This is a genomic window from Paenibacillus sp. FSL E2-0190, from assembly GCF_037992965.1.
GTDB lineage: Bacteria > Bacillota > Bacilli > Paenibacillales > Paenibacillaceae > Paenibacillus_AQ > Paenibacillus_AQ odorifer.
Map to the genome: position 1 here is coordinate 1,367,597 of NZ_CP150306.1, position 12,482 is coordinate 1,380,078.

Annotated in this window: 13 protein-coding genes; 10 read left to right on the forward strand and 3 right to left on the reverse strand. The window is 45.0% G+C overall.

Annotation, left to right across the window (positions count from 1 at the left end):
* Nucleotides 1–24 precede the first annotated feature (24 nt).
* Both NST25_RS05910 and NST25_RS05915 read left to right on the forward strand, forming a co-directional pair.
* Nucleotides 25–657 carry a YigZ family protein gene (locus NST25_RS05910; RefSeq protein WP_076099036.1) on the forward strand — a complete coding sequence of 211 codons (633 nt, stop codon included), beginning with the start codon at nt 25–27 and terminating at the stop codon, nt 655–657.
* A 3-nt stretch (nt 658–660) separates the two neighbouring features.
* The gene (locus tag NST25_RS05915) at nt 661–1,242 is read left to right on the forward strand and encodes a TetR/AcrR family transcriptional regulator (protein ID WP_036681739.1); all 582 of its coding nucleotides are present in this window, start codon (nt 661–663) and stop codon (nt 1,240–1,242) included.
* Nucleotides 1,243–1,388: 146 nt separating this feature from the next.
* Here the strand turns inward: NST25_RS05915 and NST25_RS05920 are convergent, their stop codons facing one another.
* Nucleotides 1,389–1,790 (reverse strand): secondary thiamine-phosphate synthase enzyme YjbQ, encoded by a 402-nt coding sequence (locus tag NST25_RS05920; RefSeq protein WP_076128168.1) that lies wholly within the window; start codon nt 1,788–1,790, stop codon nt 1,389–1,391.
* Nucleotides 1,791–1,998: 208 nt separating this feature from the next.
* Here NST25_RS05920 and cysT point away from each other — a divergent pair, with 208 nt between their 5' ends.
* The 7 genes from cysT to NST25_RS05955 all read left to right on the forward strand — a co-directional run bounded on the left by cysT (nt 1,999) and on the right by NST25_RS05955 (nt 9,680).
* Nucleotides 1,999–2,814, forward strand: coding sequence for a sulfate ABC transporter permease subunit CysT (gene cysT, locus NST25_RS05925; RefSeq protein ID WP_340393472.1), 816 nt, complete (start codon nt 1,999–2,001; stop codon nt 2,812–2,814).
* The gene (locus NST25_RS05930; protein ID WP_076104839.1) at nt 2,811–3,608 is read left to right on the forward strand and encodes a sulfate ABC transporter permease subunit; all 798 of its coding nucleotides are present in this window, start codon (nt 2,811–2,813) and stop codon (nt 3,606–3,608) included. The genes cysT and NST25_RS05930 overlap by 4 nt, the downstream gene beginning before the upstream one ends.
* Nucleotide 3,609: 1 nt before the next feature.
* Entirely contained in the window at nt 3,610–4,674 is a 1,065-nt protein-coding gene (cysA, locus tag NST25_RS05935; RefSeq protein WP_076104838.1) for a sulfate ABC transporter ATP-binding protein, read from the forward strand.
* Nucleotides 4,675–4,991: 317 nt separating this feature from the next.
* A complete protein-coding gene (locus tag NST25_RS05940; protein WP_076185774.1) occupies nt 4,992–6,059 on the forward strand; it encodes a sulfate ABC transporter substrate-binding protein in 1,068 nt (355 codons plus the stop codon).
* Nucleotides 6,060–6,198: 139 nt separating this feature from the next.
* Nucleotides 6,199–6,984: an MBL fold metallo-hydrolase gene (locus NST25_RS05945; RefSeq protein WP_340393473.1), complete on the forward strand. Its 786-nt coding sequence runs from the start codon at nt 6,199–6,201 to the stop codon at nt 6,982–6,984.
* Nucleotides 6,985–7,296: 312 nt separating this feature from the next.
* The gene (locus tag NST25_RS05950) at nt 7,297–7,878 is read left to right on the forward strand and encodes a GNAT family N-acetyltransferase (protein WP_340393474.1); all 582 of its coding nucleotides are present in this window, start codon (nt 7,297–7,299) and stop codon (nt 7,876–7,878) included.
* A 17-nt stretch (nt 7,879–7,895) separates the two neighbouring features.
* Entirely contained in the window at nt 7,896–9,680 is a 1,785-nt protein-coding gene (locus NST25_RS05955) for an ABC transporter ATP-binding protein (protein ID WP_339811689.1), read from the forward strand.
* Nucleotides 9,681–9,751: 71 nt separating this feature from the next.
* Here the strand turns inward: NST25_RS05955 and NST25_RS05960 are convergent, their stop codons facing one another.
* Both NST25_RS05960 and NST25_RS05965 read right to left on the reverse strand, forming a co-directional pair.
* A complete protein-coding gene (locus NST25_RS05960; protein WP_038569149.1) occupies nt 9,752–10,555 on the reverse strand; it encodes a Cof-type HAD-IIB family hydrolase in 804 nt (267 codons plus the stop codon).
* A gap of 12 nt (nt 10,556–10,567) precedes the next feature.
* Complete coding sequence (locus NST25_RS05965) at nt 10,568–11,515, reverse strand: DMT family transporter (protein WP_248547848.1); 948 nt, start codon at nt 11,513–11,515, stop codon at nt 10,568–10,570.
* Nucleotides 11,516–11,743: 228 nt separating this feature from the next.
* Between NST25_RS05965 and NST25_RS05970 the strand changes: the two genes are divergently transcribed.
* Entirely contained in the window at nt 11,744–12,457 is a 714-nt protein-coding gene (locus tag NST25_RS05970; RefSeq protein WP_076128159.1) for a metal-dependent hydrolase, read from the forward strand.
* Nucleotides 12,458–12,482: the final 25 nt, after the last annotated feature.

The window sequence follows — 12,482 nt, forward strand, 5'->3', positions numbered from 1 at the left end:
ATGTAAATAAGGACTGGAATAATTATGTTAGAACAATATCAAACGGTCCGCTCTTCCGGCTCAAAGGAAGTTGTGATCCGTAAATCCCGTTTCATTGGTCATGTTATGCCAGTGGAGAATGAAGAAGAAGCTTTGTTGTTTATCGAGGACATCAAGAAGAAACATTGGAACGCAACGCATAACTGTTCTGCTTATGTGATTGGGGAGAGAGACGAAATCCAGAGGCAATCGGACGACGGGGAGCCGAGTGGTACAGCCGGCAAACCGATTTTGGAAGTAATCCGCAATCAGGGAGTTAAAAATGTCGCAATCGTAGTGACCCGTTATTTCGGAGGCATTATGCTGGGTGCCGGTGGGCTGATTAGAGCTTATACGGATGGAGCAGTGCTTGCGCTTGAAGCAGGAGAAGTAATCACCCGTGTACTGAGACGAGAGGTATTCGTAGAGATCGAGTACACTTGGCTGGGCAAGGTTGAGAACGAACTTCGAGGAAGAGGGATTCAGACTGGCGAGACTTTGTTCACCGACAAAGTAACGTTGTTATGTTTGCCGCGAAATGATGAGGGTGACACTTTTATGGCATGGATAACAGATCTAACCCAAGGGCAAGCCCTGATAACAGAAGGGCGGCGGATTTACTACAGCGAAGGGGATTAGTATATGGCAAGGAGAGCAGTGGAGCAGGAGTTGTCGAGGGAAAGGATTTTAGAGGCCGCTAGGCATCTGTTTATAACCAAAGGGTATCGAGCAATTTCAATGCGAAGTATTGGTCAGCATTTGGGATATAGCCACGGCTCTCTCTATTATCATTTCAAGGAAAAGGCGGAGTTGTTCTACGCTATTGTTGTAGAGGATTTTAATCATGTGGCTGCTTTACTCAGTCAAGTGATGAATAAACCGCCTGAAGAAGGAATGACAAGGGTAGAACAGCTGATTATGGAATTTATTAGATTTGGAATAGATCATCCCTATCAATATGAAATTATGTTCATGATTCGCGATGAGGAATTGCTAGCTTATTGTAGAGCAGAACAGGGACGATGTTTTGATTTATTCTCAAGTATTGTGCGCCGTCATATGAAGGAAGAGGGATATGTGTCTGAGGACTGGCAGAATGTGCCGTTAACAATGTTCTTGTCTGCACACGGATTTATTTCTTATTATATCCAGGATAAAGTATCATTTGACGATGTGAAAGAGGCAGCGTTAGCTCATATAAAGGTTTTATGTCGCAGCCTTTAACATGCTGTTTTTTTTATAGATCTTCACTTTAAAGCTGTGCATTGGTATAACACTGCTTCTCTGCTTGATGAAAGTATTACTAGACTCTAGTTATTGTCTAAATGGCCGCTCCGCAGCGATAATGGAAGCGGCCATTTGTATGTTTATTATCCCTCTACTATTTTTAAGAAACATTGACGGCGTCTAGGTCCATCGAACTCACAGAAATAAATACCTTGCCAACGACCGAGAATTAATTCACCTTCGTGGATGATCAGGGTCTGGGAAGGCCCGGTAGTAATAGATTTAAGATGAGAGGCAGTATTGCCTTCCTCATGCCGATACTTCGGATGCTCCCAAGGGTAGACCTCATCCAAACGCATCAGAACATCATGCTTCACATCAGGATCCGCATTTTCATTAATAGCAATACCAGCAGTGGTATGAGGACAATAAACTACAATCAATCCGTCTTGAACTCCACTTTTTTTCACATAAGAAATGACTTCCCGAGTAATATCACGTAATTCATCCCGCTTTGTAGTAGTGATCTCCAGAGTATGCAACATAATCAATCCCCTTCCTGTGAGGTGCCATTTTTTAGTGTACCTTTGATACATATATTTTAACCCAAATTCACTTGAAAGTAATTGACGGCGGTGAGAAGGATTTGGTAAAGTAGTAATAATATAAAACCAAGTATATAAATAGGAATAATTAATGAGGATTTTGGTTAGTATACCGACCGGTTATCCGGAGGTGGGAGGGCAAAAATCATTGAATTCGCTGCTTAAACACAAAGGCTGGACTTGGGGTTTCCGAACTACAATTTTGCTCTATTTTGTAGTATTGATCGTGTTGCCCATACTCGGGGTCTATTACAACTCTTTTTCTCTTGGTTTTGGCAATTTTGTGGAAAGCGTCAGCGATCCAATTGCTTGGAAGTCGGTGCTGTTAACCTTAAAGCTGGCGATTATCGCTACTTTAATTAATGTCTTGTTAGGAACTATGATTGCTTGGGTCCTTATTCGTTATCAATTTGCTGGTAAAGCGCTGCTAAACAGTCTGGTCGATTTACCTTTTGCACTGCCAACAGCTGTCGGAGGTTTGATGATTCTACTGCTGCTTGGACCAGGGAGCCTTATCGGCAAAGCAGCTGAGGCACTTGGATTTGAAATTGTTTTTCATCAACCGGCTATCGTAATTGCTATGGTGTTCGTGACGTTTCCATTCGTGATTCGAGCGGTTCAGCCCTTGCTGGAGGAGTTGGATCCATCCGAAGAGGAAGCAGCATATACAATGGGTGCCAAGGGGGCAAGGGTATTCTGGCAAGTTATTCTTCCATCAATGGCGCCTGGGATGATCAGTGGTGGGATGCTCGCATTTTCAAGAGCACTTGCGGAATTTGGTGCAGTGGTACTCGTCGCAGGTAATATTCCGGGCCGTACGCTTGTATCTTCTGTTTTTATTTTTGGTGAAGTTGAAAGTGATAATCCGGTCTCCGCCGCTGCGGTTTCTGTTATTCTCTTGACCTTATCCTTTCTCATTCTTTGGCTGATTAATATGCTGCAGATGCGGGGGAGACGCTCATGAGGAAATTATGGATTGCTCTTACTTATTTAGTGTTTTTTCTGCTCATTGCTGCTCCATTAGGAAAAATGGCTATCGGTGCTTTTAGTGAAGGATTTGGTGGTTTCTGGAATGCTCTGACTAGGCCCGAAGCGCTGCATGCGCTCATGATGACTGGGCTTGTTGTGATAGTAGTTACGTTATTAAATACATTGTTCGGTATTATGATGGCTCTGTATCTTGTTCGGGCGAACTGGATCGGCAAGCGTCTAAAAGGATTATTGAACAGTATTGTGGATTTGCCTTACGCGGTATCCCCTGTAATCGGAGGATTGATGATTGTCCTGTTGCTGGGTCCCGATAGTACCTTGGGAGCGATTTTTGAGGGGATTGGACTAAAGATCGTTTATGCGATTCCCGGGATGATCATTGCCACTTTATTTGTTACCTTTCCTTTAATGGTGCGTGAGGTTATGCCGGTGCTTCAGGAGATTGGTTCACAGCAGGAGGAAGCGGCTTCGACATTGGGCGCTCGTAGCTGGACTATTTTTTGGAAGGTAACCTGGCCTTCGATTCGTTGGGCGGTTGTGTATGGTGTCATTCTTACGGTGGCACGTTCACTTGGAGAGTTCGGCGCGGTGCTCGTGGTTTCGGGGAATATTATGAACAAAACCCAGACGGCGACAACTTTAGTCTATCAGGATGTTGAGAATTTTAATGTGACGGCTGCTGGAGGAATAGCGCTAGTTCTGGCTGCATTTTCCGCAGGTCTGCTGCTGTTGATGGAATGGACCAAGAGAAGAAAGGAAGTGCAGTAATATGCATGTAGAAGTGCGGGGGTTAAACAAGCATTTTGGAGATTTTCATGCGGTCAAGGACGTCAATTTCACCATTACAAAAGGTCACCTGATTGGATTGCTCGGCCCAAGTGGAGGCGGGAAAACCTCAATTCTACGTATGCTGGCGGGACTGGAGTCACCGGATACCGGAGAGATTATTTTTCATGGTCAGACGGTGAACAATCTTCCTCCTCAAGAACGTGGGATCGGCTTCGTTTTCCAGAACTATGCACTCTTCAAACATATGACTGTATTTGATAATATCGCTTTTGGCTTAAAGGTTAAAAAGGCTAACAAAACAGCTATCCGCGATCGTGTTATGGAACTTGTAGAGCTTACAGGGTTAAAAGGGTTCGAGAAACGTTATCCGCATCAGCTATCAGGGGGACAACGTCAGCGTGTGGCTTTTGCACGTGCGCTTGCGCCTGAACCACAGCTGCTGCTTTTAGATGAACCTTTTGCCGCTATTGATGCGAAGATCCGCCAGGAGCTGCGCGCTTGGCTGCGTGAACTGATTGAGCGTGTAGGTATCACCTCTATTTTCGTAACCCATGATCAAGATGAAGCGATTGAAGTAGCGGATGAAATTATGATCATTAATCAAGGACGTTTGGAACAAAAGGGTACCCCGTGGGATATTTACAAGGAACCCAAAACACCGTTCGTGGCAACATTTATCGGCGAATCTACGCTGATTGAGAACGCTTCTGAGGTTAAGGGCTTTACAGGTGCGGGGGACGGCAAGCCTACCAAAGCGCTGATTCGTCCTGAATATATTGAAGTGGGTAACCTGCATGAGTTCAAGATGGCTTCTGCCACGGAAAAAGGTGTTGTGAAACATCTGCATTTCCGCGGCAGCGAATGGCTCGTTGAGGTTGAAGTAAATGGCCACAAGCTGGTCACCTACCGTTCGTTGGAGAAAGAAACCTTGCAGCCGGGTCAGGAAATCTCAGTACTGGTACATCGGGCTTATCTGTTTAATGATGAGCGCAGCTGGATCCAGGAGAACAACCTGAAAGAAGATCCAATGCCGATTTTTATTTAAAAATAAATAAAATTATTTTCAATTTCTTTTGATAGTAGCGAATGTGATTCGCTAGGATTAGAGGAACTGATGTGAAGGCCAGAAGTAATGAAGTGGAAGTTTGGAACTGTAGGAGCGGAGCGACCGCCTTTGTTTCCGGATTTAATCCGCTGAGGATATAAAATTAATAAATCTGGGAACAACAGCGGCCGAAAGTCCAAACATTCCGCGTAATTACGGCAAATACCGAACGTTGGATACTTGAATTTTAAGTTTCAGCCATAGAGCTACTTTCAAGGAAATATTAAAAATCATTACCTCGAAGGATGTGGGCCGCAATGAATGTCAAAAGGAGCAGACAACTGCACGGATGTTTTGCTGCCCTAATGCTGGCCATTCTCACGCTGACAGCAGTCGGTTGCGGGAATGAGAAGGCAGCTACGACGATGGCAGAGCCTTCGAAGCAAGGGGATGTTACGCTGGTAATTGGCGCATACAGTGTGGCTAAGGATGCGATGCAGGATATTTTGCCGTTATTTGCTGCCAAGTGGAAGGCAGATACGGGTCAGGATATTAATTTTCAGGAGTCTTATGAGGCTTCAGGGACACAGGCGAGAGCGATTGTAGGTGGATTTGAAGCGGATGTGACGCTGCTAGCCATGGAAGGTGATGTCGAGAAGCTAGTTAAGGCTGGACTCGTAGCGCCAACATGGAAAGAGCAGGGTGAACAAGGCATGGTAACACGTTCAGTAGTAGCTCTTGGTACCCGCGAAGGAAATCCCAAAGGCATTCGCGATTTTGCGGACTTAGCCAAGCCAGGGATTAAAGTGTTATATCCAAACCCGAAGACCTCTGGTGGTGCGCAATGGGATATCAACGCGATCTATGGGGCTGGTCTGAAGCTGTCAGAGGAGCAGGAGGGGGCAAAGGATCCAGCAGCAGCCAAAGCTTTTTTAGAAAGCATCCATGCCAATGTAGAGTCTCTGGATAAGAGTGGCCGCGCTTCTATGGCAGCCTTCGAGTATGGAGTGGGGGATGTAATTGTCACCTATGAGAATGAACTGCTGGCTCGGATTGCTCAGGGAGTCAAATACGAAGTCATTATTCCTAAAAATACAATTCTGATTGAGAATCCGGCGGCTGTTGTAGAGAAATATGCGGATGAGCATGGGACACGCATAGCATCAGAAGCACTGGTTGATTTTTTGATAACTCCACAGGCACAAGAGATCTTTGCAAAATATGGCTTTCGTCCCGTGGATAAACAAGTCTATGCTGAGCACAAAAGCGATTACCCTGATCCGGCGGGCCTCTTTGATATTAACTATTTAGGAGGCTGGGATGAGGTGCGAAGCTCACTTTATTCCAAGCGTGGAATTTGGTATCAGGTACTTGCCGGAATATAAGGTAGAGGTATAACAAAAGAGTCATCCCAGCAGTTCATCTGTGGTGGGGATGGCTTTTTTTGGTGGGTCTCTTTAAGATAGAGAGAGGGTAATTTAGATTTATTACTTCGTTGAAGAGAACCTGAAGGAGAGATAGCAGATGGATACGTTGGTGTTTTTGGGTACAGGGGATGCCATGGGGGTTCCTCGGGTATATTGCAGTTGTGAGACCTGTACAGAGGCAAGGGAACAGGGTGAAAATATTCGCCTGCGCTCTTCTGTACTTATAGATAATGGCAGTGACTTTTTAGTGATCGATTGTGGGCCTGACTGGCGGCGTCAGATGGAGGCGCAGGGAGTACGGAATATGCGCAGACTGCTGGTGACACACGCTCATTTTGATCATATTGGTGGGCTGCCGGAATGGGCGGATTCTTGCCGCTGGATGGGATATAAGGGCCAGCTCTATGCCCCAGCAGAAGTGATCCCGATAATAGAGCGGCAATATCCATGGCTGCGCAATCAGATCGAGATGATTCCTTGTGATGAAGGCATAGAGCTAGACGGCTGGACAATTGATACCTGGAAAGTGAACCATGGCAAGAATGGATACTCGTATGCTTTTCGTCTGGAGAAGGAGGGCTATGTATGGGTGTATTGTCCAGATTCCATTTCTCTTGGAGCTGAAGAGACACGCCTGATGCATGGAGCTGACTTGCTGGTATTAGGTACAAGCTTCTATTACGAAGCAGCGGAGTTATCGAGTCGTTCTGTATACGATATGACGGAAGCAGCGGAGCTGCTGCAAACTGTGAAGCCTCAAAAGGCAATCTATACCCATATGTCGCATGATGTGGATATGAGAAAATCATATATTTTACCGGAAAATGTTACGCTGGCCGAGACGGGGATGAGAATACCCTTAGGATCTTCGGAGATCAGCTGAAATTTAGATAAAAAGAAAACTCCCTTTTGCTGGAAGGGAGTTTTCTTGATCCTATTTAACCTGTTATATTCCGCCTTGTTGAATCCGTTTAATGAACTCTTCAAGCCAATAAATGGAGTGGTCCGCTTTAGTTGAGATATTCACTAAATCAAAAAGGGACATCATTCGGGCAACTTCAGCCTGTTGATGTTCCTTTTGTGATTTCTATTGCATTCAGTATTCAGATCCCGATATATACTATATAATCAAAAAGCATATCGTATTATTTTTACATATTTAGAATAATTATCATCTCCAAAGGAGGAGTACGAAGTGGCTGACTCCAAGGATCCAATCCTGCTTGATTTTCCCGAGAGTTTTGAAACAGAGAGGCTGCTCATTCGTGCCCCTTTATGGGGAGATGGAGTTAGCATGAATGAGGCTATCCGTGAAAGTATAGATGAATTGAGACCTTGGATCGCTTTTGCTCAAGTAATACCCACATTAGAAGAATCAGAGAAAGTTACTAGAGAAGGCAGACTGGAGTTTCTAAAAAGGGATAAGCTACATATGCGTATTTTTAGAAGGGATACGGAGGGTTTTATCGGCTGCATTAGCCTGCATCATCTAAACTGGGAACTCCGCAATTTTGAGATTGGTTATTGGATCCGGAGCGCCTGTGCAGGCAAAGGATATATGACAGAAGCCGTAAATGGAATCACCAATTTTGCCATACGGGAACTAGAGGCGAATCGTCTCGAAATCTTTTGTAGTGCACGAAATACCAAAAGTGCCGCGGTAGCCGAACGTGCGGGTTTTACACTGGAAGGGATCCTGCGCAGTGCGAGTCTTGGGTATGACGGGGAACGGCATGACAGTAAGGTGTTCGCTAAGGTTAGAGGTATAGAATTTTAAGTGAGAGGGCTGGTTCTTTGAAGCAGAAAGGCGTATTTTCAAGATTAAGTACATATATGTTAAGGCACAAGCTCTTATATACGATTTTATTATTTACGACTTTATTTGGGATTGTTCTGGATTTAACGATTGCTTGGCTGCTCTCAGTAATTACGGATGCTGCGGTTAGACTCGATGTGAAAGCTTTTAAAGGGCTGGTTATTTTTGGATTAATCTACTTATTAGTGAGTGCAATTAACGGTTTCATCGATCGATATTTCAAAAATAAAATCTCTGTCAAGATCAGAAATGAGCTGCGGTTGGATATGATGCGGCATGCCTTAGCTCTTCCTCAGTCTTATTTTGACCGTAATCATTCCGGGGATTTATTGTCCCGCTTTACTAATGATAATCAATCTGTTGGTAATGCTGCAGGCGAGGTAATGATTGATCTAATCCGTAACCCTTTACTAGCCCTCGCGGCTTTTGGTTATTTGCTCTATATTAACTGGTTACTGGCATTGATCTGTTTTGCAATGGGGCCTTTGATGTTCCTTACGGGAAAAATCTTCGGTTCAGCGATGCGTGAGAACAGTGTGAAGATTCAGACTAATATGAGTAAGATTACTTCCTTTTTACATGACATTCTAGGCAGTAGTATGGTGTTTAAATCCTTTAGCATTGAACGCAGACTAATGAAGCAGTATCAGGAGCATAGTGAGAATATTACTTCTGAAGAATTAAAGCGGGGAAGAATTGAGGGAGCTACTGGCTCATTCTCTTCTTTTCTGGGAAACTTTACGTTTCTTCTGGCGCTGGTCGTGGCTGGTTATTTTGTGGCAAAAGGATCACTTGAGGTCGGTGCGATGATTGCTTTCATCCAGCTCATGAATTATTTAGTGATGCCGTTCTCGTCATTGCCGGGACTGATCAATTCGATGCAGCAATCACTTGGGGCGGCGGGACGGATCTTTGAGGTGTTGGATAGCCCGGTGGAGGTTGAGACCCTTCCAGAAGTGGAGACAAAGCAACCAGAATTTGAGAGTATGGTAATGTCGTCGATCTCTTTCTCGTATCCGGGAGCAGAGAGACAAAGTATAAACAAGATCAGCTTAGAGCTTCAAAAAGGAACACAGATGGCGGTTGTGGGACCGAGTGGTGGAGGTAAATCTACGCTTTTCAAACTATTGCTGGGATTGTATGAACCCGATGAAGGCGAAGTAATAATCAATGGGCATCGGATCAACGAGATGAGTCTGGCTAAGCTTAGAAGTTATTTTTCCTATGTGCCGCAAGAGGCAGGTCTTTATACGGGAAGCATTCGTGATAATATCCGGAATGGAAATCCAGAGGCGGATGAGCAAGAAATTCTGGAAGCTTTGCGAAAAGCGAATGCCTATGATTTTGTAATGGAATTGCCTGAGGGACTGGATACTGATATTGGTGAGGAAGGCTCACGACTGTCCGGGGGACAACGTCAGCGGCTTTCCATTGCAAGAGCAATTCTGAGAAACGCTCCTATTCTGCTGTTGGATGAAGCTACTGCTGCACTTGACAATGAATCAGAAAAACTGGTGCAGCAGGCCATTCGTAAACTAATGGGAGACAAAACTACACTCGTTATCGCGCACCGTTTATCTACGATTCAGAACGCTGATATCATTCTCGTGATGGAGAATGGTGAAATTGTGGAGAGTGGAACGCATGATGTACTGCTTGCTGCTGAAGGAAGATATAATGATCTGTACTATTCTCAGCTAGAGCAGGAAGAAGAGAGTGGAATGGGACCCGAGAAAGTGGAATTAGCTTCTACAGGTGTTTGAGTGTTGGAATAAAAAAGGGTGCAGCAACGTCATGAAATATGGCGTTGCTGCACCCTTTTGCTTAAGGAAGTTTAGTTCACTTTATTAAGAATGAATTTATCAATCGCATATTTCACGCCATCGTCATTGTTGCTTAAGGTCACAAAATCAGCAATTTCTTTCAGAGCAGGAATAGCATTCTCCATAGCGACGCCAAGTCCGGCAGCTTCCAGCATCTCATGGTCGTTCCAAGAATCACCTACAGCGATAGTCTCGGAAAGCTCACAGCCGTAATGTTTGGCTAGGAATTCAAGTGCAATGCCCTTGGTTCCTTCATGATGCATGATTTCCAGGAAGTGTGGTTTGGATTTGGTAATATGCACGGAATCACCAAGCAATTCATGCAGGATTGGAGCCAGTTCATCCAAGAAATCAGGATCATCGATAATTAGCATTTTTGGTGTTTTTTGCGGGACAAGCTTTTCCCAGTCAGGCTCAATAAAATATTGCGTTTTATTCAAGTCCGTATAGTCTTTGATCTTTTGGTTGTCTTCACGGGCATATAGCTTGTCGTCAATGTAAGTTTGCAGATGCAGATTATGCTCCACGCAGTAAGTGAACAGCTTGCGGACTGCATCTTGCGGGACGTAACGCTCATACAGTACTTTTTCATCGAGCAAGTTCTTAACGAGTGCACCCTGGTAAGTAATGATAGGTACGTTTAGTCCAGTTTGACGGGCAATGGCTTGAGCGGAAGCGTAAGCACGGCCTGTAGCAAGGGTTACAACAACACCTGCGGCAACAGCCTCTTCAAGCGCAGTTTGGGTAGCAGGTGTTACTTCCTTGTCATCATTAATCAGAGTGTCATCAATATCAATCGCGATCAATTTGTACATTTGTCTCTCTCCTTATCTCTTTCTAAATAGATGTAATTTGGAAAAATAACTCTTCTTATGTTGATTCTGACCCGGTTCCGGGCTCAGCTCTGCCATAAGCATAGCCCCCAGAATACAACCACAACCGAGCAGAGCGGACAACCCGAGTGTTTCCCCGCCAAAGGCTAAACCCGTCAGAACGGCAAATACCGGTTCTGTGGCATAAATAATGGCTACCCGTGATGGGGTAGTATATTTCTGACAGGCGGTTTGAATCCAGAAGGCAAAAGCGCTGGTTGGCCCGATGGAGATCAGCAGAGCCCAAAGCACATCTGGGTCCTTAATCAGCTCCCCGCTGTGGGCGAGCGGTGTTGCCCCTTCAAAAATAAGCGAGGCAGCAATACTGAACAGCCCAACAAAAGCAAGCTGCAGAGTAGCTAGCGGCAACGCCGGATAATGAGGTGCATAAACGCCAGTATAGGCTACCTGTAACGCAAAAGCTATGGCACACAGAAGAATCAAGGCATCGCCTTTATTCAAGGATAATGCAGAGCCCGTGAAGGTCAACAGATAAAGCCCGATTGCGGCGAGTGCCGCACTGAACCAAGTGTATCGTGAAATCGCATGCTTCAATAGGGCAAGAGACAGAAAGGGAACTAGGACAACCGATAGCCCGGTAATAAAGCCGGTATTAGAGGTTGTTGTATATAGAAGTCCCATCGTCTGAAAGCCATAGCCCATAAACAAAAAAAGGCCAAGCAGCAGAGAATCGCGTACCATGCGGAAACTTAGCTGTTTCCAATCCTTGCGGTAAAAAATAACTGTGATTAGAGCCAGCAACAGGGCAGCGCCCATAAAGCGGATACTATTAAACGCGAGCGGTGGCAGCACCTTGACAGCATTTTGTACAATCAGAAAGGTACATCCCCACATCATCGCCACCAATAGCAGGCTGGAATCGGCTATACGGGAACGCTTCACTACTTAGGTCATCCTTTCTTCAGCAGCTGCCGTCTCTATGTAGACGACAAGGACAAGTTGTCCAAATTGTATCGTATATTCATGGGGAGGACAAGATAGAAATCGCGCAAAGGCTTATATACTAAGCGATTTCAGCGTTTTATGTAGACAAAAAAACCGGGTCTTGATATACTTCGATAACCGCACATTTGTTCTTGTTTTTGCATCTTAGAAAGGAGCGGTTTCACTATGATGGGCAGATCCCATTTAATTATCAGCACCGGGGTTACCCTATCTGTTATGAGTTTGATGGCCCATGAGATTACAATCCCGGTTATTGCCGTCGCCGCATTAAGCTCGCTCCTGCCAGACATTGATGAACCGAATTCGTTACTGGTACGCAAGGCGATTCCTGACTTTCTGCTCAGGGTACTACAGGTTGCTTTGATAGGAGCAGCGATTTATCTTTATTTTGCAGGAATCGTTGAAAGCCCTTGGAATATTGTACTGGCCCTACTTGTGGGGAGTGTGACTTTCCTGCCGGGAAGAAAGCTGCGGCATCTGGTGATGGTACTAATCGCTACTGCGGTATTTGCATACGGAGGGGCATATGATCCTTGGAACTACATAGTAGCTTGTATACTCGTAGTTACATCACTTGTCCCGCATCGTGGATTGACTCATACCTTATATGCTGTTGCAGGCTGGAGCACTTTATTGTATTTTGCTTCATCGGGTATACAGGATGGTGGCAGTCTATGGATAGCAGGCGGCATGTCTTATGCGCTTCATCTATTGGCCGACTCTCTCACCCAAAGGGGAATTACGCCCCTGCCGCCCATTCCATTTAAGCTGCGTCTAAAGCTAATGAGTACAGGCACGAAAAAAGGTGGAGCTGTAGAGAATGTTTTTATCCTGCTGACACTAGCCCTAGTTGTATATGTATTTATACTTTCTCCTTGAGATTTACGGATATGAAGCACATAAT

Coding starts and splice junctions, on each gene's coding strand:
- cysA (WP_076104838.1), top strand. CDS start 3,610: ATGCATGTAGAAGTGCGGGGGTTAAACAAGCATTTTGGAGATTTTCAT.
- NST25_RS05920 (WP_076128168.1), bottom strand. CDS start 1,790: ATGTTGCATACTCTGGAGATCACTACTACAAAGCGGGATGAATTACGT.
- NST25_RS05915 (WP_036681739.1), top strand. CDS start 661: ATGGCAAGGAGAGCAGTGGAGCAGGAGTTGTCGAGGGAAAGGATTTTA.
- NST25_RS05945 (WP_340393473.1), top strand. CDS start 6,199: ATGGATACGTTGGTGTTTTTGGGTACAGGGGATGCCATGGGGGTTCCT.
- NST25_RS05930 (WP_076104839.1), top strand. CDS start 2,811: ATGAGGAAATTATGGATTGCTCTTACTTATTTAGTGTTTTTTCTGCTC.
- NST25_RS05910 (WP_076099036.1), top strand. CDS start 25: ATGTTAGAACAATATCAAACGGTCCGCTCTTCCGGCTCAAAGGAAGTT.
- NST25_RS05960 (WP_038569149.1), bottom strand. CDS start 10,555: ATGTACAAATTGATCGCGATTGATATTGATGACACTCTGATTAATGAT.
- NST25_RS05940 (WP_076185774.1), top strand. CDS start 4,992: ATGAATGTCAAAAGGAGCAGACAACTGCACGGATGTTTTGCTGCCCTA.
- NST25_RS05970 (WP_076128159.1), top strand. CDS start 11,744: ATGATGGGCAGATCCCATTTAATTATCAGCACCGGGGTTACCCTATCT.